We start from the raw sequence: 22,386 nt of genomic DNA on the forward strand, positions 1-22,386 counted from the left end.
CGGCATGGATGGACTAAGAACCCGGTGATTAGCGGACATTGGAGAAGTCTGCACCAGACTTTCCCAATGTGGCAAGGTTAAGGCGGAAGAATAACGAAGATTGCGGCTTGCCGTTCAATCGCGTCAGGACCGTATCGTTGCGCTGGTAGACCAGCTCATACCAGATACAGTCGTCGCGATAGATGGCGCTGACGGTCGAACGCCGCCACTGGTTTTCGACCAGGTCGCGATCGAGCCGCGCCGCCACGCCCCAGTTCTTGGTGAAGAAGTGGCGGGCGTAGAGTTGCAGGTTACGATAGTTGTCACCAAAGCGCTTGAGCTTGCCGTCGGCGTCCAGGGTCGGCTGGATCATGACGTCATTGAAGACATAGCGCAGGGTGGCCGTGGTATTGGTCGTAAAGGCGCTCAGGCCGACTTCGCCCTGGGCGAGACGGAAACTGTCGGTATCCAGCCGCAGACGCGTATAGCCATACATGCCCTTGCTGGTATCGAAGCTGGCATCGACCACCCAGTCGGACGACTTGCTGCCCAGGCCGGATATGTCATAGCTGCGCTGGATATAGCCGGCCGGCGGCGCGGCTTCCGGCACGCCGTTGAAGTAGCTGTATTGTTCGTAGGCATTGGTCGTGCCGTTGAACCTCGCCTGGACCGTATTAAGGAACTGGTTTTCCGGCGCGTCGCGCAGGACGCGCCCAACCATGGCCTGGGCCTTGAAGCCCGAGCTGAACTGCAACTGCGAACGCAGTCCCAGGCTGAGGCGGGTACCGCCCTCATAGACGTCGAAACCCGGCGACTTGTTGGCCTGTAAAAGCGTCGTCGCGTCGAATTCGAACGACTGGCTGTCCTCGCTGGGCAGGTAAGGGCTGGTCTGGTGCTCAGGTGAGGCAGCCAGTTGCGCGACAGGTTCCAGCACGGCGGTAAAGTGCTCGAACTTGCGCACCATGGGGTAGCTGAAGTTGAAGCCGACCGTGCCGAGATCGCGCGAGATCGATTCCTCGCGGCCGGCGGCGTCCAGATGCGAAACCGTGTATTGGTCGTGCCGGTAGTCGAAGAACGGTCCCCAGCGCAATCCGCCGCGCGTCGTCATATTGCCATACCACGACGCACCGCCGCTGACGCGGGCAGTATCGTAAGGCGCAGGCAGGACGCCGGGCTGCTGGAAGAAGGCCGGTGCGCCGGCGCCGGTATACAGCTTGTGCTGCAGCGCCAGGGCGTTGACGCTGAGCGTCAGCTGGCCACCCAGGACCCGCTGTCCGGGCGACCAATAGCCCTGAAGCATGGGAGCGATGGCGGGGTAGAAGTCTGAATTGACCGCAATGGGATAGTCGCTGATGCCGTTGGGATAGCGCACCGGATCGGGCGTCCCGCCGGTTATCGGGTCGATATAGCCGCCTACCGCCAGGCTCTGATAGTTGGCGATCGAGAACTGGAGGTAGCTGTTCGGCGTCTGGCGGATCAGGTGCGCCTGGTTGACCAGTTGCCGGTGCTCGGCCTGCCATTCACCAACATTCTCCTCATACACGTCATCGACATTGTAACGCTCGAAGAAGTTGGCGTTATCGTAGGGACGGCCGTTACCGTCAACGAACCCGCTCTTGTCCTTGACGTGCTGGGCCGTGAAATTCCAGCGCCAGTCGGGGTTGATGGTGAACTCCCCGTCGGCCATCAGGTAGTCACGCGTCTCGGCGTCGCCGATACGTTCGCCGGCATTGTCGAAAAAGGCTTCGTTGGTGAAACCGAAGCGGGCGCGCAGCTTTCCGGAATAGAAGTGTCGTGCGTATTCCAGGGCGATAAGCGGATTGATGCCGGCATTCAGTTGCGGACTAACGATGAGGTAGGACGAGGGCGAGATCGACCACAGATAGGGTTGCTGGTACGAAAATCCGCCACGCTTGCGCGTAAACTGGACGTCGGGCTGCAGGAAGCCGGAGGCACGCTCAAGCTCCGGGTCCGGCGACCACATATAGGGCATGTACAGGACCGGCACGCCCTTCAGCTTCACGACGGCGTTGTTGTAGTACACCATCTTCTTGTCTTTGCGCTGCGTGATCTCACTGGCCTGGATCGACCACGACGGCGCCTGTGTGACGCCATTCTTCTGGCACAGCTGGCAGGGCGTATAGATGATATTGGTCAGACGCGTCGTGAAATCGTTTACGCGCTCAACACGCCGCGCGAACACCTTGGTGTTGTCGGAGGCGATCGCGGCGAAGTTCTCGCTGACGCCAGACTGGTTTTCGTCGTCATAGGTTATGCGGTCGGAATATTGCACCGAACCGTCGGCGTTGATCGTCTGGGTATGGCCTTCGGCGGTCGTCACCCCGGTCCTGGAATTGTGCGTGACCGTTTCGGCGCGGATGAGCCGGTCGTTCTGGCGCATTTCGACATTGCCGCGGGCAACGATCGTGTCCTTATCTGTCGTCGTCAGGGTTTCGGACTGGATAAAGGCCGCGTCCTTGGTCAGGCCGTCGGGCCCAGGAGTCGTCTCGGTGGCCACGGATGCCGCCGGCTGCGGTGCAGCGGCAGCCTGGGCAGCTCCCACCTGGGCCATGGCCAGTTCAAAAGCCAGCTGTGATCCGGTAGCCATGCGCGCAGGCGAAGACTCGCGGCCCTGCGCACCCGCGACCGGTCCGATCCCGGCGCCGATGGCCAGGGACATCAGTCCAACACCCAGCTTGAAAGAATTGCGATTCATCACGGCCTTATTGTTCGCAGTCACGGTTCTATAGCACAAAATTTGTCCCGGCCACCCCCGGAACAATCCTTACATCCCCCCTTAGCCGTCCTCTGTATAAACAAGCAGGGTCATGGCGCCCAGCATGGCCAGCACCGCCGGCGACCAGCCGGCCAGCTCGACCGGGATCAGGTCCGCCATGCCCAGGCTGGAAAACAACTGGTTGACGAAGAAGATGACGAATCCCAGGCTGACGCCCGAGACGACCAGGGCCGTCAACCCGCCCAGCCGCATCAGCCTGAGCGAGAACACCGCCCCCAGCATGGTCATGGCTGCGAACATCAGGGGCGTCGACAGGAGCTGGTGCAGCTTGAGGCGATAGACGGTCGTCGGCAGGCCGGCAATGGCATTGCGCCGGATCAGGCCAGGCAACTCCCAGAAGGGCACGGACTGGGTCGAGGCGCGCTTGCGGAAGGCCGCCTGCGCGTCGAGATTCGATGGGATCGACAGGCGTTCGTAATAAAGCGGCGGTTCGCCCGGCTTGGTTTCACGCGCATTGCGTAGCTGCCAGAAGCCCGGAATAAGCACGGCGGACTGGGCATCGACCCGGCTGGCGAAAACGGGCACGTCGCGCGCATCCAGTTCATAGGTCCAGAAGGTCGCCTTCTGCAGACGTCCCTCGGCCGGGGAGCCTTCCTCGGCACGGATCACGGTCTGCTTGCGGCTGCCGCCCTGGCGGATATAGATGCCTCCGGGTTCGGCGTCGGGCGCAGCCTGCTGGATGCTCAGCACCTTGCGGTCATAGTTTTCCTGCATCTGCGACGCTATCGGATTGAAGGCGGTGATGGTCAGCAAACCGAAGCCGAAGGCTGTGGCCGCAGCGGGCGTCACAAAGCGCCACGCCGACATGCCGGCAGCGCGCATGGCGATCAGTTCGCTGCGGCGGTTCAGTCCGATAAAGGCGAAGATCGCGCCAAACAGGAACGCGAAGGGCAGAAGCACAAGGATCAGGCTGGGCGACTTCTGCAGGATCAGCAGCAGGACATCGACACCGGACAGGTCGCCCTCGGCGCCCAGCTTGGACACGCCGATATAGTCCATCAGGAGGATCAGGCTGGACACGACCACCAGGGCAGAGGCGAACATCGAGATGCACGCCTTGAGCACATAGGTTTCGATACGGCTGCGGCGCCACGGATTGAGATAGCTGAGTGCGTTTAGCCAGGTCATGCGACGGGCCTCAGAGGCTCGAGCCGCGATACGATATTGCTGGTCGTTGCGCCACGCTTGCTGTCGCGCTTGTAGATCAGGCGCAGGCAGATGACGATCGGCACAAGCGGCACGGCGTATTGGAAGATGTTCATGAAGACGCTTCCGGCAGAGGCCGTTTCCGCGGCTATCCCGAGGATGCGCACAATGGCGGCGATGCCGGCGACCGTGGCTATGCGCCGGCCGTAGCCGCCACGGCTGAACTGCCCGCCCAGAACGGCGACGATAGCCAGCAGCATGAAGGTCAGGCTGTACAGCGGCCCGGCTATGCGCGCGTGCCCCTCGGCCTGGAGCTTTTGCCAGCTGCCGCGTTCCCAGTCGAGCGCCATGTTCGGGAAGAACAGCTCGTGGATATAGCGGTCGCTTTCCTTGAATTGCAGGAAGTCGTCGTTGGAGAAATAGCGCGAGACATCGAAACTGGTCTCATCGAAGGTCGCATTGGTCACGGCGCCGTCGTCGTTTACCTGCTGGGTCGAGCCCCGGCGCATGACCAGGATGTTGGCGCCATCGATATTGCGAATGCGGCCTTCACTGGCGACGTAAGTCCGGTCCTTGCCGTTGGTCTCGGGCGTGCGAATGAATATCTGGCGCAGCAGGCCGTTCTGGTCGATGCGCTGGACGTAGATGGTCAGCCCCGACGACGCGGTCGAAAACGCGCCTTCCTTGACCAGGCTGGAAATCAGGTCATTGCGGATGCGAAACATCTCGCCACGCATGGCGCGCGCCGTCAGCGGTTGCAGGAACAGGTTGGACATCAGGCTGATCAGCGCGAACCAGACACCGATGCGAATCATCGGCGAGGCCAGGCGCATCAGCGACATGCCCGACGCCCGCATCGCGGTGATTTCGTGTTCGCCCTGCAGGCGCGTCAGCGCAATCAAAGAGCCGACGAAGATCGCGATTGGGAAGATCAGCCCGGCCAGCTGAGGCAGGGACAGGAGCGTGACGCGGAGAAAGGTCCACGCGCTCTGACCGCGTTCCACGATCAGGTCGAACTGGCTGAGCGACTGGCTGAGCAGCGCGATCGCCGTGAGCGCCGCAACGGCGCCCAGCACCGGTACGATCAACTGGCGGAATATATAACGGTCGAGAATGCGCATGCGGTCGGGGAGGCTGTCCGTTTTGGGCAAGGGCGGGGCGCCAAACCCACCGGTTTCATCGCTTCCTTTTGACCGCATAGACGGTTAATTACAAGTAACTAAGCGGCCTTTACGGCAAAATATGGCGCATAACACCGGCCTTGCGAAAAAAGCGTATTGCGTCGGGCGAAAAAGCGCATAGATCGGGTCGCATACCTGTGCCCAAGTGCCTATCTGAGTGCTTTACCGGAGACCTCCATGCAGATCGAACTCGCAGCCCAAGCCCCCGCCAACGCCATCCATGCCGTGATCCTCGGCGAAGGAGATGCGGCGAGCCCGGGCTTTGATGCCTTCGATGCGGCGGTCGCCGACCACGTCCGCCGGGCGTTGGGCGTCACCGGCTTCAAGGCAGCCAAGGGCAAGACCCAGATCGTCGCGGCCCCCACGGGCTTTGATGGCGCGGCACTGGCCTTTGTCGGCGTTGGTGATCTCAATGCCCTGGATGCCGCCGGCATCGAACACGCCGCCGCTACGCTTTATCATGCGGTAAAATCCGCCGGTATCGAAGCCTTGAGCCTGGATCTGACGGGCTATGGCCCCGAACTGGTGGCGCGGGCGCTGCTGGGCCTGCACCTGGCCTCCTACCGCTTTGCCAAATATTTCGGCCCGGCCAAGGCCGACAAGGCGCCGACGCTTAAAAGCATCACTGTCGTCTGCGACAAGGTCGCCGCTGCCGAGGCCGCCTGGCAGCCGCTTTCGGCCATCCGCGACGGCGTGCTGTTCGCCCGCGATCTAGTGTCGGAGCCCGCCAATGTGCTCTATCCGGAATCCTATGCCGAACGCATCCGGGGCCTGACCGGTACCGGCCTCAAGGTCGAGGTGCTGGGCGAAAAGGAAATGGCCGAGCTTGGCATGCATTCGCTGCTGGGCGTGGGCCTGGGATCGCGCAAAGAGTCCCAGCTCGTCATCATGCAATGGAATGGCGCGGCCGCCGACGCCCAGCCCGTTGCTTTTGTCGGCAAGGGCGTGACCTTCGACACGGGCGGCATCTCGATCAAGCCGGCCGAAGGCATGGAGGACATGAAGTTCGACATGGGCGGTTCGGCTGCGGTCGTCGGCGCCATGATCGCACTGGCTACGCGCAAGGCGAAGGTCAATGCTGTCGGCATCGTCGGCCTGGTTGAAAACATGCCAGACGGTAACGCCCAGCGCCCCGGCGACGTCGTCAAGGCGATGTCGGGCACGACGATCGAGGTCATCAATACCGACGCCGAGGGCCGCCTGGTCCTGGCCGACGCGCTCTGGTACTGCCAGGATCGCTTCAAGCCACAGTTCATGGTCGATCTGGCCACCCTGACCGGCGCCATGATCATCGCGCTCGGCATGGATTATGCCGGTGTTTTCAGCAATAACGACGAACTTTCTGAACGTCTGGGTGAAGCATCGAAGTCGGTCTCCGAGAACCTGTGGCGCATGCCTCTGCCGGCACAGTACGAAAAGCAGATCGACTCGAAGATCGCGGATATCCGCAATATCGGCGGCCGTCCGGCGGGGTCGATCACCGCCGCCCTGTTCCTGCAACGCTTCGTCAATAATGTTCCGTGGGCGCACCTCGACATCGCACCGACCGCCTGGACGACCGAGCAGCGCATTCCGTCCGTGCCGGAGGGCGCTACCGGCTTTGGCGTGCGCACGCTCGATGCCCTGGTTTCGAAGTTCTACGAACAGTAACCGATGACCGATATCTGGTTCTATCATCTTGAGCGCACGTCGCTGGAGCAGGCCCTGCCGGAACTGCTCGAAAAGGTGATGGGCCGGGGCTGGCGCGCCTATGTCCACGGTCTTGAGGATGACACGATTGCCGGGTTAGACTCGCACCTGTGGAGTTACAGCCCGACATCCTTCCTGGCCCATGGCCGTGAGGACGAGCCGTTCGCCGAACGCCAGCCCATCCTGCTCGGCAAGAGCGGTAACCGGGTCAACGGCGCCCAGGTCTATGTCTCGGTCAGCCCCACCGATATTCCGGACCTCGGTGGCGCCGAACGCGCCCTGATCGTCTTCGAGGACCGGGACGCGGAGCACCTGTCGTGGGCACGGGCGCAATGGAAAAAACTGAAGGGTGAAGGACTGTCCCTGGCCTATTGGAAGCAGTCGGACACCGGACGTTGGGAGAAGATGCAATGACGCTGAAGAAAGTAGTGGCGCTCGGTTTGATTACAGCCGGGCTTTATGGTTGCGCTTCGGGTCCTGAAGAGGCTCCGAAGCCGCCGGCACGGACCACGCCGCCTGCCGTCGCCGTGCCATCCCCGACGCCGGTGCCCGCGCCCCGTCCGGCGCCGCCGCGCGCACCGGAGTATAAGCCACTGGCCAACGACACCTGCGGCGCGCAACAGTTGCAGCGCCTGGTCGGCAAGCCGCGTACCGATATTCCTGTGCCGCTCTATCCGGACCGCCGCCGTGTGGTCTGTTCGTCTTGCGTCGTCACCCAGGAATACCGTGCCGACCGCCAGACGATCGTTTTCGATACAGATACGGGCATCATCAAGTCCGTCGCCTGCGGATGATCGCGGACGGGCAGCCAAAAACATCTCACAGCTTTGACGGCGCCTGACGCCTTTTCGCCATATCGTTTTTGCAAAATCGCTTTACGATGGCAGGGCGGGATTGAGGATGCTACCATGGGTAGCCCGGACGAGTCGTCCGGGCGAGGCGCCGGGTCAGGGCCGGCGGATGAGGTTTCCATGGAACAACCCCATGTTTTGCAGGAACCGGCGGACTCGGGCGCCAATTTATCGCCAGGGAAGGGCGTCGCAGGGCGACTTGGCCGGGCGGCCAACATTCTCCTGATTGACGATAGTCGCGGTGATGCGATGCTGGCGCGCAAGGCGCTGGGCGAGAGCCGGATGGACGCCGTGGTGACAATTGCGTCAACTGGCGAAATGGCGATGGATATTTTACGCCGTCAGGGTGAATATAGCGACTCTGTGTTACCGGATATTATCCTTCTGGATCTTAGACTTCCGCGTATGAGTGGCATGGACGTCTTAAATCTCATCAAGGGCGATCCTCGCTTCAAGCATATACCGGTAATTGTAATGTCGGGTACGGGCGCATCGGACACCATCATGACATGTTACCGCAACTATGCGAACGCCTACCTGATCAAACCTGGAGACCTTACTCAGTATCGGACCGCCATAGACATTATCGAACGTTTCTATCTGGAACTGGCTGTATTGCCGGTGGCGGCCTATGACTGAGCGGCGGAGAAAAGAAATGCAGGAAACCAAGCAGGTCACCGCGCAAGCGCAAGCTGACCCGGCCGAAGAATTTCGCGATTTCGCCTACATCGTGTCGCACGACCTTGCGGGGCCGGTGCGGACCATCCTCGGATTTTCGCAGCTTTTGAGCGAAGACGCGAAGAAAACGACGAACGAAGAAGACCGGCTGCATCTGGAACTGATCCAGGAGAGCAGCCAGAAACTGAATGAGATGATCCAGGGACTCCTGGCGTTTTCGCGGCTGAACACGGTGCCGCGCGCACCCGAAATGGTCGACCTGGAAATCACCCTGGCGCGCTGCCATATGGAACTGCAGCCGTTGATCGACGTCACCAAGGCGCAACTGTCCTATCCTCGCATGCCGGAACTGGTAGCAGATCCGCGCCGGATGTTTTCACTGTTCTTCTACCTGGTCGAGAACGCGATCAAGTTCCACAAGCCGGGCGTGGCGCCGGACATCCGCATCTTTGTCGATGAACGGCCGATGGAGTGGGAGTTCTGCGTGTCGGACAACGGGATAGGCATCGACCCGATGTTTTATGACGACGTGTTCCGGCCGTTGCGCAAGCTGCACACCGATGAGGCGTTTCCGGGCGTGGGCATGGGGTTGACCCTGGCGCGCAAGATCGTGCTGCAACACGGCGGGGATATGCACATCGAGGCGTCACCTTCGGGTGGGACGTCTGTGGTGTTTACGTTGGCGAAGGCGGGGCCTGCGCGCGCGTAATGTTACGGGGTTTGCGGGTATGCCGTGGTGAAAGTATAGCTTTCGCCCGCCATGGGCCCCAAGTCTTTTAAAACCAAAAGAAAAGCCTGGCCCCTTGGGCCGGGCTTTTTCTTTTGGTATCAGAAGGTTTGTGGGGGCACAGCCCCCACGCCCCGTAAATTGCAGGCGACGCATGACCCCCTTCTACGAAATCCTCGACGAACGCTTCCGCCACTGCATCCGCGCCAGCGCCCGTATCGAAAAGCTTTACGAAGGCTCGCGCTGGGCGGAAGGCCCGGCCTGGTTCCCGGCGCACAGGGCGCTGATCTGGAGCGACATCCCCAACGACCGCATGCTGCGCTGGGATGAGACGACCGGGCAAACCAGTGTCTTTCGCACCCCCGCCAGCTATTCCAACGGCAATACCGTCGATCGCGAAGGCCGGCTGGTCACCTGCGAACATGGCGACCGCCGCGTCACCCGTACCGAACACGACGGCGCGATCACCGTCATCACCGATCGCTACGATGGCAAACGCTACAACAGCCCCAACGACGTCGTTGTCAAATCCGACGGCTCGATCTGGTTCACCGATCCGACCTACGGCATCGATACCGACTACGAAGGCCACAAGGCCGACGCCGAACAGGACGGCAGCCACGTCTACCGCGTCGATCCAGATGGCTCCGTCACCCGCGTGCTCAACGACTTCATCAAGCCGAACGGCCTGGCCTTTTCCCCCGACGAATCCAAACTCTATGTCGTCGACAGCGGCCGAACCCACGTCAAGGACGGCCCGCGCCATATCCGCGTCTTCGACGCCGCCAAAGACGGCAAACTCACCGGCGGACAAGTCTTCGCTGACAATGGCAATTACGACGGCCTGCGCCTGGATACCGACGGCCGGGTCTGGACCAGCGCCACCGAATGCGTCCATTGCTACGAGCCCGACGGCACACTGCTGGGCAAGATTATGATCGGCGAGCCTGTGTCCAACGTCTGCTTCGGCGGCCCCAAGCGCAATCGCCTGTTCATCACCGCCACGACCAGCCTCTATGCGGTTATGCTGGCCGTGAACGGTGCCAAGACGTTTTAGCGAGCGCTTTTTGGAAAGACAGGCAGCTTCGCGATGTCGGCCGGCTCGTGCTGAACAACCAGGATTGCCTTCAACTCTGCCGCCACAGCCTGCAACCGCGCCATCGACGCCAGCGTGTCCGCACGATCGGCATTGAAGGTCGGCACGCCTTGCTTCTCCCACTGTTCGTTGAAGTGCACCACGTCGCCCGACAACAGCACCGCGCCTGTCTTCGGCAAACGCACCAGCAGAGCCGTCTCACCGGGCGTATGACCAGGCACTGCCAGAATAACCACGCTGCCATCGCCGAACACGTCGCGGTCGCCGGTAACGGTCTCGGTCTTCGCCTCGCCGTCCAGCCACGGTTGAAGCGTCGTCGGGTCAACCGCGAACGGCAGGGGGTCCTGCTTCAAAGCGGCAAAATCAGCCGCGCCGATTAATAGCGTTGCCCTGGGGAAGCTCGCAGCCTGCCCCGTATGGTCGAAGTGATTATGGCTGAGACCGAGATATTTGATCTGATCCGGCTTGATGCCGATCTGCGCCAGCTGCGTCGGCAGATCGACCTTAAGCGTCGGGCCGAACGCCGCCGAAGGATCGGCCTTCGCGCCAAGCAAACCGGCGGGCAGGCCTGAGTCCCACAGCAGATAGTCCGCACCGTGGCGGATCAGGTAGCAGCTGTCGGCCAGGGTGCGGGTCTGGCCGGCATAGGCAAAGCTGTCGGAAAAGACGCTGAGATTGCGGACGGTGATCTGGCCGCAATCGAGCCGCCACAGCTCCGTGTCGGCGGCGTGAACCGGCCCGGCAAAGGCGGCGCTCAAAGCGAGGAGGGCGGTAGCAAGCAGTTTCATGACTATCTCCTGAGTGGATGGGAGGAGATAGCCGCAACCCAGCCACGCCCTGCGCCGGCTTTGACGCCAGATGCGCCCGAAACGCTCGCACAGTGCTTTTTTCCGTCCGCCTCGCGCAGTATGATGCGGGCATGGACACGCAAGCCTTCGAACCGAACCCGACCCAGGCCTTTGTACGCCGCCTGCAAGCCCTGCTGCCATCGGCGCGGTCCGGGTTCAACAGCCATGCACGCCACCTGTTCAGCTATTGCGCTTTCGATCGCGAACGCATTGCGTCGGTCCGCATGCCCCATCCGTCGATCCTTGTCGTCCTCCAGGGCTGCAAGGAGGTCTGGGTGGGCGACCGGGTGCAGGCTTTTCGACCGGGCGCGGTGTTCGTGATGCCGCCGAACCTCGACATGGAGGTGGTCAATATCCCTGGCGATGACGGCCCGTGCCTCTACGAAGCGATGATCATGGAGGTTCCGGCCCTGCCGGCAGGGATCGCTCCGCTGCCGGCCGCCACACACCCGGTCCTCGATTTCAGCGTGACGCCGGGCAGCGACCTGATGGAAGCCATCCTCCACGCAGCAACCGCTATCGCCGACCACGGCCAGAGCGACGCACTCAAAGCCCTGCGATTGGCCGAGGTCCTGACCCTGATGCGGCCACATCCAGCGGCGCGCTGCCTGTTCCATGTCGGATTGGCCGACCAGGTGGCGTGGCTGATCGCGGCACGCCCGGCGGAGGCCTGGACCGTGGCGTCCGTGGCTGAACAGCTGGGGCTGGGCGCTTCGACGCTGCGGCGGCAACTGGCGGCGGCGGGAACATCATTCCGGGCCATCGTAGCGCGCGAACGCCTCCGCGTCGGCCGTGATGCCATCCAGTCGGGCGCCTTGAGCGTCGCGGCGGCAGAGGCGGCGGGCTATATCTCACGCTCGCACTTCGCCCGCCGATATCGCGAACACTTCGGCACGACGCCGACGGGACGTTAACGCGCCAACTGCGCCCGGGACGGATCGAACCCGACCACCTCGCGGATGACGATCATCGTGCGGAAAGACTGCACCCCGTGATCGGTGGTCAGTTCGCGCTGACAGAAGCGCTCATACTCCGCCATCGAATCGACGGCCAGGGTCAGCAAAAAGTCGGTCTCGCCCGTCACGTCCCAGGCGCCCTGAATCTCCGGCGACCGGGCCATAGCGCTCTTGAAGGCGTCGGTGATGGCGCGCTCCTGACTCTTCATGGTGATCAGGGCGTGTATCTGGATCTTCGGCGCAATGCGCGCCGGATCGACCATGGCCACGTCAGCGACGATCACCCCTTCGGCCCTTAAGCGCCGCAACCGGCGCAACACTGCCGATTCGGACAGGCCCACAGCCTCGGCCGTCACCCGCGCCGGTTCGAGATTGTTACCCCGGACGCGCTCCAGCAACCGGTAATCGAAATCGTCCAATGTGACGAAATTCGTCATTCTGCTCATCCTGATGACAGTTTCAGGCTGAGATTTACCTAAAATCGCCGGGAAACACAAACACGATCCCGCTATAACAACGCCATGAGCCCGATAGCAGCATACAGTATACGATACCCTGTTCTTGCGCGTGCGCTGCCCTATGTGGCGGTCGTCATCGCCATGATCTCATTCAGCATAGGCGCGTCTTTCGCCAAGACGCTGTTTCCGGTCATAGGTGCGCCGGCGACGACTGCCTATCGCGTGGGTCTGGCGGCGCTGTTGCTGGTCGCCATCTGGCGGCCTTGGCGGTTCAAACTGACGCAAAAATCGCTCGGCACCATGCTGCTCTATGGCCTGTCGGTCGCGGGCATGAATCTGTTGTTCTTCATGTGCCTGGAACGGCTGCCGATCGGGCCAGCGCTCGCCATCGAATTTACCGGCCCATTGGCCCTGGCCCTGATGCACGCCCGCAAACCCGTCCACTTCCTGTGCGTCGGACTGGCCGTCGTCGGCATCCTGCTGCTCTTGCCTCTGGGTGACCAGGCCCGCAATCTCGATCCCGTAGGGATGGCGCTGGCCGCTGCCGCCGGCGTTTTCTGGGCGCTCTATATCGTCTTTGGTCGCAAGCTGGCCGGCGTCAATCCCGGGGCATCGGTGTCAATCGGCATGGTCATCGCGGCCGTCGTTATCGTGCCTATCGGCGTAGCCAATGCAGGCATGGCCATGTTCAACTCGGCCTTCATCCTCCCGGCTTTGGCGCTTGCCCTGTTGTCGAGCGCCATCCCGTACACGCTGGAAATGTTCGCCCTGCGCCACATGCCCGAACGGACCTTCGGCGTCATGATCAGCGCCGACCCGGCCGTCGGCGCCCTGGCGGGACTGGTCATCGTCCACGAACATCTGTCGGGGCAGCAATGGCTGGCCATCCTGGCGGTTGTTGCCGCAGCCGCAGGCGCTGTCGCCACGACCAAGAAGGAAGAGGCGCAGACCCTGCCGGCGGAGTAAACCTTAGATCCCCGCTTCCGCCTTCGCGGTCTCATAGACCTCGGCGGCTTCCATCCAATCGCCCTCAAGCGCCACCAGCTTTTCCTCGAGCCGCGCCTTGTCCTTGCCGAGCGTAACCGCGTCCTGCGGGCGCTTGGTGTAGATGTCCGGGTCGGCCAGCTTCAGGTCCAGCAGCTTGATCTGGTTGCCCGTCGTCTCGATCTGGCGTTCCAGGTCGTCGGCCTTCTTCTTCAGCGGCGCGATGGCGTTACGTGCTGCGGCTGCGGCCTTACGGGCGTCCTTGGTGTTGACGTTGGCCGGCTTGTCTTTCGCCGCAGCTTGCGCTTCCTCGCGCGTCGCCGTCTTGGCGCGTTCGATGACCAGCTTGGCGTAGTCGTCCATCGAGCCGGTATAGGACTTCACCGTGCCGTCATTGACCAGCCACAGCTTGTCGGCCACCAGTTCGATCAGCGACCGGTCGTGGGTGATGATCAGCACCGCGCCTTCATAATCGTTGAGCGCATCCAGCAATGCACGGCGACTGTCGATATCCAGGTGGTTCGTCGGCTCATCGAGGATGAGCAGGTGAGGGCCGTCCATCGCCACCATGGAAAGCAGCAGGCGGGCGCGTTCGCCACCTGACAGGTCCTTGACCTTGGTTTCGACCTTCTGGACCGTCATGCCGAACGCACCGAGACGCGCGCGGCGCTTGGATTCCGGCTCATCCGGACGGGCGCGCTGCATCATCTCCAGCGGCGTGTCTTCCGGATCCATGGCCTCGATCTGGTGCTGGTGGAACCAGGCGACCTGCATGCGGCGATCGCGCCATTGCGAACCGTGGCTTTCTTTCAGCGCACCGGCCAGCAGCTTGGCGAAGGTCGACTTACCGGCGCCATTGACGCCCAAAACGCCAATGCGATCATCGGGATCGAGGCGGATATTGATGTGGCGCAGGATGACCGTGTCACCATAACCCACGCTGGCGTCTTCGAGGCGCAGGATCGGTGGCGACAACTGCTTTTCCGGCGACGGCAGGATAAAGGGCGCGACGCGATCCTGGATGGTCGCGGCGATAGGCGGCAGCTTTTCCAGCTTCTTCATGCGCGACTGGGCCTGGGCGGCCTTGGAGGCCTTGGCGCGGAAGCGATCGACAAAGGCTTGCAGATGGGCGCGTTCGGCCTCCTGCTTGGCGCTGTTGGCGGCGTTCAGGCGGGCCTTTTCGGCGCGCATACGTTCGAAATTGTCGTAGCTGCCGGTGTAGTAGTCGAGTTTCTGGCCGACAACGTGGACGATGGCGTCGACCGACTCGTTCAGCAGGTCGCGGTCGTGCGAGATCATCAGCGCGGCATTCGGATAGCGCTGCAGGCGTGCTTCCAGCCACAGGGCGCCTTCGAGGTCGAGATAGTTGGTCGGTTCATCGAGCAGCAACAGATCAGGCTCGGCCAGAAGCGCGCCGGCCAAAGCCGCCCGCATCCGCCAACCGCCGGAGAAGTCCGAGATCGGCCGCGTCAGGTCGGCATTGGAGAAACCCAGACCGCTCAGGATTTCCGCGGCCTTGGCCGGCGCGCGATCGGCGCCGATCGAGTAGAGGTCGTGGTGGATTTCGGCCTGGTGGATCGGATCAGCCGTTTCCAGCGCCTTCAACAGGTTATGGCGGCGCGTGTCAATCTCAAGAACCGCATCGATCAGGTGCTGGGGCGAGGCGGCGATTTCCTGGTCGACGCTGGCGACGCGCCAGCCCTTGGGCGTAGTGATTTCGCCGCCGCCGGGCTGGGCGTGGCCGAGGATCAGCTTGAACAGGGTCGACTTACCGACACCGTTGAGGCCGACAAGGCCGGCCTTGGTGCCGGGAGTGAGGGCCAGGGTGGCGCCATCAAAGAAGCGGCGGCCATAGGCGTCGTAGGTAAGATTGGTGATCTGCAACATTCGGGAAAACGCGGGAATAAAAGGGGTTGCGAAAGCGGTGGCCCTCGCTATAAGGCAGCGCAACGCAAACGCAAAACAAAATTGGAACATCACATGTCCCGTACCTTCTCGATCATCAAGCCGGACGCCACGCGCCGCAACATCACCGGCGAAGTCAATGCCGTCATCGAAAAGGCCGGCCTGCGCATCGTCGCTCAGCGCCGTATCCTGATGACGCAGGCTCAAGCCGAGCAGTTCTACGGCGTTCACAAGGAGCGTCCGTTCTTCGGTGAGCTGGTTGGCCAGATGACCGCCGCTCCGGTCGTCGTCCAGGTTCTGGAAGCCGACAACGCCGTGCCGAAGTACCGTGAAGTCATGGGCGCCACGAACCCTGAGCAAGCCGCTGAAGGCACGCTGCGCAAGCTGTTCGCGCTGTCCATCGGTGAAAACTCGGTCCACGGTTCGGACTCGGATGAGAACGCGGCGATTGAAATCGCGCAGTTCTTCACCGAAGACCAGATCGTCGGCTAAGACTTACGGGGTGTGGGGGTGAGGAGCGCCGATTTGCTCAAAGAGCAAATCGGATGAAATCAGTACTAAATGTACTGATTTTCGCGACGAACGCCCGGAGCCATGCGAAGGGCGACCCCACAAAACCTTGTTTATTCTAAAAGAAAAGCCTCGCCCTTTTGGGGCGGGGCTTTTCTTTTAGATCAGGGAAGTCTTGGGGCCACAGGCCCCAACCCCCATAAGCTTAACGGCGCTCCAGCTCCTCATTGAGAGCCTGCAACCCGTACACTTTCCCAAGCACCTCACCAATCGCCGCTGCAGACAAAGACACCGACCGGTTCAACTGCGCGTCATAGGCAAACGCCCCGCCCAGCGAATGGATATTGCCGTCGAAGACCGTGCCGATCACCGCGCCATTGGCATTCACAACCGGCGAGCCGGAATTACCGCCGACAATATCGGTCGTGGTCGTAAAGTTCAGCACTGTGTTGCCGTTCAGCTTCCCCTTGGCCTCTTCGAACGGGTCCGACAGAACATACGGATCATGGCCGGTTGCACGGGCATACAACCCCGAAATCCGCGTCACCGGCGCGACCGTCTTGCCACGCCACGTCCAGCCATTGACCTTGCCAAACGACAGGCGCGGCGTGTAGGTCGCATCCGGATAGGTCGAGGTGCCATAGTAGCGAAAGCGTACCTTCGCGATCTTCTCGGTGGCGATTCGTGTCGGCGCATTGACGCGCCGATCCATCTCCTGCCGCAGGGCTCGCGCTGCCGGATCAAGCTTGATGGCGTACTGGATCATCGGGTCGTCCGACGCCTTGATCGCCGCCATTCCGCCTTCCCACAACTGCGTACGGAACTCGGTGTCGTCGAGCCGCGAGCCGTCCACCAGCCGCTCGGCCAGGCCTTCGGGCGACTCATCGCCCAGCAGCAATTGGGTTTCGGCCGCGTCATTCGTCAGGTACTCGCGCGCCTTGGCCAGACGGAACTCCAGATAGAGCTTTTCCAGTGGCTTTTCGATCGGCCACGGCGACAGCAGGTCGCGGCGCAGGGTGGCCAAACGTGGATCGGCGAACTCCGGCAGCCGCTCGGCCGACGGCTTTTCCATCTCCGCGGCGTGGCGGACAAGCTTGCGCGCGATGGCGAACAGGGTCGAGTTGTTCGGCGCCTGCTCGAGGAAATGGTAGGGCAGGTACAGCTCGGCATTGGCCTTCTGCGCCGCCGCGATCTCGGCCCACGGATCGCCGATCTCTTTCCTGAGACGGCCTTTCACACTGGCCTTAAGCAAGGCTTCTTCCTTGCGCTTGGCGGCCATGATGCGGGGGTTGCGCAGCGCCAGGTCCTGACCGGCGGCCGATTTGAAGCCGTTTTCGACCATGAACAACGCATCCGACGAAATGCGTTTGGTGTCGTCATTGATGCGCGAATAGGCGACCAGACGGCCGCGCAGCTCCGACTTCATCGCCAGCATCGGCGGCCCGATGACGTCGCGCTGGGTCTCAAGCTGCGATACGGTCCACAGCCGCTGCGTCCAGCCGGGATTGCCGGGGACGAAGACCGGCTCACCCGTCTTGGGTTCGACCGGCGCCCAGGTCAGGTGCTGAGGTGTCGCCGCGGGCGCGCTGTGGTCGTACAGCCGCATGAAGGCGACGTCGAAGCCATAGCGCGGGAAGTTGAAATTGTCCGGGTCGCCACCGAAATAGGCGGCGCGGAAATCCGGAGCGAAAACAAGGCGCAGGTCGGTATATCTGCGGTACTTGTAGAGCTTGTACTGGCCACCCTGATATAGCGCCACCACCTGGCAACGCAGGGTCGTGTCGTCGCCGCAGCCGGCAGCTTCGATTTCGGCGAAACGGGCATTCTGCGCTTTCAGAAAGGCATCGCCCTTGAGGCCGCGCGTCACGCGATTAACATCAGTCGTATGGTCGCTGACGCTGAGCAGGATTTCGGCCGCCATGCCGGGGCAGGCCTCTTCTTCATCGCGCGCGGAGACGACGAAGCCTTCGTCTATATGGTCTTCGCCGGCCGACGATATGGCGCGCAGGCATTCGAAGACGCAGTGATGATTGGTCATCATCAGGCCTTCGGACGACAGGACGGTGCCGGTGCAGCCGCTGTTGATGCGCGCGGTCGCCGCCTGAAGCCGGTTCAGCCACGGCTGGTCAATGCGCGTGCCGTAGGTCTTGTTGATGCGGGCCACCGGCACATTGTCGAACGTCCACATGCCTTCTTCGGCCACAGCGGGCGCGACGCAGGCAAATGCGGTAATCCCGGCAAGGAATGGGACGATCTTAAGCAACTTCATCCGGCAATGTTACAGTAGCAACCTTAATTGACAAAGAAATCAGCGATTACAAATTCGTAAGGTCCTGGTTCAACGGCTTGGACAATACCAGACGGACCGCCTCAGGGTAAAGCTTGTGTTCTTCAGCCAGCACGCGTTTGCCTAAAATGTCAGCCGTGTCTTCCGGGAAGACCGGCACGCGCGCCTGCAGGATGGTTTCGCCTTCGTCCACGCCCGGCGTGACCCAATGGACGGTCGCGCCGTGTTCGGCAACGGCGGCTTCGATGGCGCGTTCGTGGGTGTGCAGGCCCTTGAAGTCTGGCAGGAGGGCAGGGTGGATGTTGATCATCCGGCCGTTCCACGTCTCGACCAGCCACGGCGTCAGGATGCGCATATAGCCGGCCAGGCAGATGAACTGGATGTTCGCGGCCGTCAGGTGTTCGTGGATGGCGCGCTCGTGCGCTTCGCGGTCCTTGTTGAACAGCTTATGATCAACCGCAACAGTCTTGATGCCGCGTTCGCCCGCCCAGGCGAGGCCGGCCGCTGACGGATCATTGGAAACCACCAGCGCGATTTCCGCCGGAAAGTCAGGCGCCTGCGCGGCTTCGACCAGCGCCATCATGTTGGAGCCACGGCCGGAGATAAAGATGGCGGTTTTTGTCTTTTGAGAAGTCATCGGCTCAAAACCCCCTCTCCCCACCTGAGGGGAGAGGGTTGGGGTGAGGGGTTCTTGTCGGAGAGATCAAGCGCTGTCGCATCAACCCCTCATCCGGTCCTGCGGACCACCTTCTCCCCTCAGGTGGGGAGAAGGGATGTTAAACCTTCTTCGTCAGTTGCCCGCAGACAAACGCATCTTCACCGGCATTCAACAAAGCCGCCAGAACCGCATCGGCGTTCTTCGGCGACACATAAATCACAAAGCCAACGCCGCAGTTGAACGTGCGCAGCATCTCATGCTTGTCGATGCCACCGGCTTCCATCAGCCACTTGAACACCGGCGGGAATTCAAACCCGTCGAAATCGAACGTCGCCGTCAGATCCTCACGCACGCCCCGATCCGGATTCTCGATCAGACCGCCGCCAGTGATGTGGGCGCCGCCCTTGATCAGGCCGGCCTTCATAAGCGGCAGGACCGACTTGATATAGATGCGCGTCGGTTCCAGCAACGCCTGGGCCAGCGACAGGTCCTTGGCGAATGGCGCCGGGCTGGCCCACGTCAAACCGGCAACCTCGACCACCTTACGGATCAGCGAATAGCCATTGGAGTGCGGACCCGACGAGGCGAGGCCGATAACCAGGTCGCCTTCGCGCTGGTCGTCGAACTTCGGCAGGACAGCATCGCGATTGACCGCGCCAACCGAGAAACCGGCCAGGTCGTAGTCACTGTCGCCATACATACCGGGCATTTCAGCCGTCTCACCGCCAACCAGCGCACAGCCGGCGCGCTTGCAGCCCTCAGCGATACCGGCGACGACGCGGCGGGCCGTATCGACGTCCAGCTTCGACGTCGCATAGTAGTCGAGGAACATCAGCGGCTCGGCGCCCTGGGCCAGCAGATCGTTGACGCACATGGCGACCAGGTCGATGCCGACCGTGTCGTGGCGGTGGGTTTCGATGGCGATCTTGAGCTTGGTGCCGACGCCGTCGGTGGTCGTGACGATCAAAGGATCATCATACCCGGCCGCCTTCAGGTCGAACAGCGCGCCGAACCCGCCCAGCGACGGTTCGGCGCCTGGACGGCGCGTTGCCTTGGCCAAAGGTTTGATGGCGTCGACCAAAGCCTCGCCGGCGTCGATATCGACTCCCGACTGGGCGTAGGTCAGACCGTTCTTTAATTCCGCCATTGTGGAAAAATCCTGCAAATTAGGGTATGGGCTGCGTTTCGGCTCTGCTATAGCGACAAAATGAGTCCAATTACAAATACTACTGATCTGATTGCCTTCTGTGATCTGCTGAAGACCGCTCCGTTCATCACGGTAGACACGGAATTCATGCGGGAAACCACCTACTGGCCCAAACTGTGCCTCATTCAGGCCGCCAGTGAAGAGCATTCCGCGATTATCGATCCGCTGGCCCGCGATATCGACCTGAAGCCGTTTCTCGACATTCTTGCCGACGAATCGATTCTCAAGGTCTTCCACGCCTGCCGCCAGGACATGGAAATCTTCGTCAATCTCGGCGTCATGCCGACGCCGGTGTTCGACACCCAGGTCGCCGCCATGGCCGCGGGCTATGGCGATCAGGTCGCCTATGATTCGCTGGTGCGCCAGAAACTGAAGATCGACCTCGACAAGGGCTCGCGGTTTACCGACTGGGCACGCCGTCCGTTAAGCGACCAGCAACTGCAATATGCGCTGGGCGATGTGACGCACCTTACCAAGGTCTATGTCCGCCTGCGCGACCGCCTGGCCAGGGAAGGCCGGCTGGAGTGGGTGCAGGACGAAATGAAGGCGTTGACGCACATGACGCTCTATTCCACCAGTCCCGAAGACGCCTGGCGCCGCCTGAAGCCGCGCAAGACCTCGGCCAAATATATGGGCGTCTTCGCCCAGGTCGCCGCCTGGCGCGAACGCACCGCCCAGGAACGCGACATGCCGCGCGGCCGGATCCTCAAGGACGAGGGCGTCGACGAGATCGCCACCCAGTGCCCGACGGATTCAGCGGCCTTCGATCAGTTGCGTTCGACATCGAAGGGCTTTGGCGCTTCGAAGTTCGGCCTGGAACTGACCGATATCATTCGCGCCGTGCTCAAGAACCCCGAAGCCTATGCGCCCAAGGTTGACCGCTCGCCGCCGCCGGTCCAGGTGCCGGCCTCGGTCGTTGAACTGCTCAAGGTCTTGCTGCGTATCCGCTGTGAAGAGGAAAACGTCGCGCCCAAGCTGTTGGCGACCGTGTCCGACCTCGAAAAGATCGCGCTCGACGACAATGCCAATGTTCCTGCCCTGCAGGGCTGGCGCCGGCGTTTGTTCGGCGAGGATGCGCTCAAGCTCAAGCGCGGTGAACTCGCACTGGTGCTGAATGGCACCAAGGTCGAGGTCGTCGAACTGGACTAAGCGATATGCCGAAAAGTGTGCAGCGGTTTTCGGCAAAAATATCGCGTTAAGCAAAAACCAGAATATGGGAATTATCGATCCTCATATTCTAGGCTGTTTTTGTTAGGCCCCTCGGGAATCGTCTGTTAACCTTTTTTGACAGGTGAGACTGGAACGATGAGAGGGCTTCGATGAACAAGGCAACAACTGCCACGCCCGCGACAGCCGCAGGAACGGCTACGTGGACCACGGCGCTGAAGGCGGGGGTATTCCTGCTGGTCATGATGCGTCTGGCCGGAGGACTCTATGGCTTCTTCTGGGGCGTGTTTTCGCTGCCGCAGCTTGATAGCCTGCTCGGCGCCTGGCACGTCACCGAATATGCCCAGGCGGTCGGGACAATCCTGAGTTTGGCCCTTGTTCCACTGACCTTTGCGCTTCTATTCGTGCTGTCGCCGCTGGTCGGCTGGTGGATCTATTCGCGCGTCGAACCGGCCAAACATAATCTTGTCGGTTGGGGCGCAGTCGGGTTCTACCTGTTGGGCGACACGATCCTCAGTGTCTTCACAGGCATCTACAGCGTCATGGCGCTGGCCGCTGGCGCTTTGATCGTCGGGCTTTACACCATGTTCTGGATGGGCATCGGCTTCAACCTCGCTAAGCTGTTCCGGATCAAGCTGTAGGGCTACGGTTCACAGCCTTTTAAAACAAGGGGTCAGCGCCGGGCGCAGGCCCCTTTTTCGTATGCCTTGTAGCGATTGAAGACATAGTCCTTGCCGTTCCAGCGATGGATCGGAAAACAAAACCCCGGCCCGCCGATTTCGACATCAGGCCAGCCACCGGGCGTCTTGACCGAGGTCGGAAGAAAGGTCGGAATGCCCGGGCTGCTGTACAGCACCTTCCACGGGCCTGTCGCGACGGCTTTCGTCATTACGAAGAAACCCTGCTCCGCCTGACCATAGCAAAAGCTGCCACTATCCATCAGGACGAGGTCCTTGATGCCGTCGCCATTGAGGTCGCGATAGCCGTTTTCGGCGACTTCAGCTATGCCATATTGAGCGTCGGCGCAGCCGGTCCACTGGCCGTTTTTCCGGACCATACCGGCGGCCTTGAAGGCAGCGTCGAGATCGGCGGGTTTGTCGGCGGCTGCAAAGGCCGGAGCTGCCAGCATCGCAGCAACACAGATCGCAAGTCCAAGACGCTTCATCACACATCTCCCCATTAACGACGATGGGAGATAACGCCGTTTTTTGACGTCTTGCAAGCCTAGAGCGATATGCCAAAAAAGTGTGCAGCGGTTTTTG

Annotated in this window: 21 protein-coding genes; 11 read left to right on the plus strand and 10 right to left on the minus strand. The window is 61.6% G+C overall.

Annotated features, from left to right (window positions below; genetic code table 11):
* Window positions 1-28: 28 nt before the first annotated feature.
* The 3 genes from AC1DON_RS14930 to AC1DON_RS14940 all read right to left on the minus strand — a co-directional run bounded on the left by AC1DON_RS14930 (window position 29) and on the right by AC1DON_RS14940 (window position 5,121).
* Window positions 29-2,695 carry an LPS-assembly protein LptD gene (locus tag AC1DON_RS14930; RefSeq protein WP_476935612.1) on the minus strand — a complete coding sequence of 889 codons (2,667 nt, stop codon included), beginning with the start codon at window positions 2,693-2,695 and terminating at the stop codon, window positions 29-31.
* Window positions 2,696-2,776: 81 nt separating this feature from the next.
* The gene (locus AC1DON_RS14935) at window positions 2,777-3,904 is read right to left on the minus strand and encodes an LptF/LptG family permease (protein ID WP_476935613.1); all 1,128 of its coding nucleotides are present in this window, start codon (window positions 3,902-3,904) and stop codon (window positions 2,777-2,779) included.
* The gene (locus AC1DON_RS14940) at window positions 3,901-5,121 is read right to left on the minus strand and encodes an LptF/LptG family permease (protein WP_476935614.1); all 1,221 of its coding nucleotides are present in this window, start codon (window positions 5,119-5,121) and stop codon (window positions 3,901-3,903) included. Before AC1DON_RS14940 ends, AC1DON_RS14935 begins: the two co-directional genes overlap by 4 nt.
* 159 nt (window positions 5,122-5,280) lie before the next feature.
* Between AC1DON_RS14940 and AC1DON_RS14945 the strand changes: the two genes are divergently transcribed.
* The 6 genes from AC1DON_RS14945 to AC1DON_RS14970 all read left to right on the plus strand — a co-directional run bounded on the left by AC1DON_RS14945 (window position 5,281) and on the right by AC1DON_RS14970 (window position 10,105).
* Complete coding sequence (locus tag AC1DON_RS14945; RefSeq protein ID WP_476935615.1) at window positions 5,281-6,753, plus strand: leucyl aminopeptidase; 1,473 nt, start codon at window positions 5,281-5,283, stop codon at window positions 6,751-6,753.
* 3 nt (window positions 6,754-6,756) lie between these two features.
* Window positions 6,757-7,206 carry a DNA polymerase III subunit chi gene (locus AC1DON_RS14950; protein ID WP_476935616.1) on the plus strand — a complete coding sequence of 150 codons (450 nt, stop codon included), beginning with the start codon at window positions 6,757-6,759 and terminating at the stop codon, window positions 7,204-7,206.
* Window positions 7,203-7,586 (plus strand): I78 family peptidase inhibitor, encoded by a 384-nt coding sequence (locus AC1DON_RS14955; protein ID WP_476935617.1) that lies wholly within the window; start codon window positions 7,203-7,205, stop codon window positions 7,584-7,586. The genes AC1DON_RS14950 and AC1DON_RS14955 overlap by 4 nt, the downstream gene beginning before the upstream one ends.
* A 177-nt stretch (window positions 7,587-7,763) precedes the next feature.
* The gene (locus AC1DON_RS14960; RefSeq protein ID WP_476935618.1) at window positions 7,764-8,282 is read left to right on the plus strand and encodes a response regulator; all 519 of its coding nucleotides are present in this window, start codon (window positions 7,764-7,766) and stop codon (window positions 8,280-8,282) included.
* 16 nt (window positions 8,283-8,298) lie between these two features.
* Window positions 8,299-9,030 (plus strand): sensor histidine kinase, encoded by a 732-nt coding sequence (locus tag AC1DON_RS14965; RefSeq protein WP_476935619.1) that lies wholly within the window; start codon window positions 8,299-8,301, stop codon window positions 9,028-9,030.
* A 172-nt stretch (window positions 9,031-9,202) separates the two neighbouring features.
* Entirely contained in the window at window positions 9,203-10,105 is a 903-nt protein-coding gene (locus AC1DON_RS14970) for an SMP-30/gluconolactonase/LRE family protein (RefSeq protein ID WP_476935620.1), read from the plus strand.
* On the opposite strand, the gene AC1DON_RS14975 is transcribed toward AC1DON_RS14970, so the two are convergent.
* Window positions 10,102-10,932: an N-acyl homoserine lactonase family protein gene (locus AC1DON_RS14975; protein ID WP_476935621.1), complete on the minus strand. Its 831-nt coding sequence runs from the start codon at window positions 10,930-10,932 to the stop codon at window positions 10,102-10,104. The genes AC1DON_RS14970 and AC1DON_RS14975 overlap by 4 nt on opposite strands.
* A gap of 131 nt (window positions 10,933-11,063) precedes the next feature.
* Between AC1DON_RS14975 and AC1DON_RS14980 the strand changes: the two genes are divergently transcribed.
* Window positions 11,064-11,906 (plus strand): helix-turn-helix transcriptional regulator, encoded by an 843-nt coding sequence (locus AC1DON_RS14980; protein WP_476935622.1) that lies wholly within the window; start codon window positions 11,064-11,066, stop codon window positions 11,904-11,906.
* Here AC1DON_RS14980 and AC1DON_RS14985 read toward each other — a convergent pair.
* Window positions 11,903-12,385 carry an Lrp/AsnC family transcriptional regulator gene (locus tag AC1DON_RS14985; RefSeq protein ID WP_476935623.1) on the minus strand — a complete coding sequence of 161 codons (483 nt, stop codon included), beginning with the start codon at window positions 12,383-12,385 and terminating at the stop codon, window positions 11,903-11,905. The two genes, AC1DON_RS14980 and AC1DON_RS14985, sit on opposite strands and share 4 nt — an antisense overlap.
* Before the next feature lie 162 nt (window positions 12,386-12,547).
* On the opposite strand from AC1DON_RS14985, the gene AC1DON_RS14990 reads away from it, so the two are divergent.
* Window positions 12,548-13,372 carry an EamA family transporter gene (locus AC1DON_RS14990; RefSeq protein ID WP_476935624.1) on the plus strand — a complete coding sequence of 275 codons (825 nt, stop codon included), beginning with the start codon at window positions 12,548-12,550 and terminating at the stop codon, window positions 13,370-13,372.
* A 3-nt stretch (window positions 13,373-13,375) separates the two neighbouring features.
* Here AC1DON_RS14990 and AC1DON_RS14995 read toward each other — a convergent pair whose 3' ends face one another.
* Window positions 13,376-15,277 carry an ABC-F family ATP-binding cassette domain-containing protein gene (locus AC1DON_RS14995; protein WP_476935625.1) on the minus strand — a complete coding sequence of 634 codons (1,902 nt, stop codon included), beginning with the start codon at window positions 15,275-15,277 and terminating at the stop codon, window positions 13,376-13,378.
* Between the two features lie 93 nt (window positions 15,278-15,370).
* On the opposite strand from AC1DON_RS14995, the gene ndk reads away from it, so the two are divergent.
* The gene (ndk, locus tag AC1DON_RS15000) at window positions 15,371-15,787 is read left to right on the plus strand and encodes a nucleoside-diphosphate kinase (protein ID WP_476935626.1); all 417 of its coding nucleotides are present in this window, start codon (window positions 15,371-15,373) and stop codon (window positions 15,785-15,787) included.
* A 223-nt stretch (window positions 15,788-16,010) separates the two neighbouring features.
* Here ndk and AC1DON_RS15005 read toward each other — a convergent pair whose 3' ends face one another.
* From AC1DON_RS15005 to purM, 3 genes are all read right to left on the minus strand, one after another.
* The gene (locus AC1DON_RS15005) at window positions 16,011-18,074 is read right to left on the minus strand and encodes a S46 family peptidase (RefSeq protein ID WP_476935627.1); all 2,064 of its coding nucleotides are present in this window, start codon (window positions 18,072-18,074) and stop codon (window positions 16,011-16,013) included.
* 46 nt (window positions 18,075-18,120) lie between these two features.
* Window positions 18,121-18,729, minus strand: coding sequence for a phosphoribosylglycinamide formyltransferase (gene purN, locus AC1DON_RS15010; RefSeq protein WP_476935628.1), 609 nt, complete (start codon window positions 18,727-18,729; stop codon window positions 18,121-18,123).
* A gap of 139 nt (window positions 18,730-18,868) precedes the next feature.
* Window positions 18,869-19,897 (minus strand): phosphoribosylformylglycinamidine cyclo-ligase, encoded by a 1,029-nt coding sequence (gene purM / locus AC1DON_RS15015; protein WP_476935629.1) that lies wholly within the window; start codon window positions 19,895-19,897, stop codon window positions 18,869-18,871.
* 60 nt (window positions 19,898-19,957) lie between these two features.
* Between purM and rnd the strand changes: the two genes are divergently transcribed.
* Both rnd and AC1DON_RS15025 read left to right on the plus strand, forming a co-directional pair.
* Complete coding sequence (gene rnd / locus AC1DON_RS15020; RefSeq protein WP_476935630.1) at window positions 19,958-21,106, plus strand: ribonuclease D; 1,149 nt, start codon at window positions 19,958-19,960, stop codon at window positions 21,104-21,106.
* 170 nt (window positions 21,107-21,276) lie between these two features.
* The gene (locus AC1DON_RS15025) at window positions 21,277-21,765 is read left to right on the plus strand and encodes a hypothetical protein (RefSeq protein ID WP_476935631.1); all 489 of its coding nucleotides are present in this window, start codon (window positions 21,277-21,279) and stop codon (window positions 21,763-21,765) included.
* A gap of 32 nt (window positions 21,766-21,797) precedes the next feature.
* On the opposite strand, the gene AC1DON_RS15030 is transcribed toward AC1DON_RS15025, so the two are convergent.
* A complete protein-coding gene (locus AC1DON_RS15030; RefSeq protein ID WP_476935632.1) occupies window positions 21,798-22,289 on the minus strand; it encodes a hypothetical protein in 492 nt (163 codons plus the stop codon).
* Window positions 22,290-22,386 lie beyond the last annotated feature (97 nt).

The organism is Asticcacaulis sp. P4_H10, from assembly GCF_056400965.1.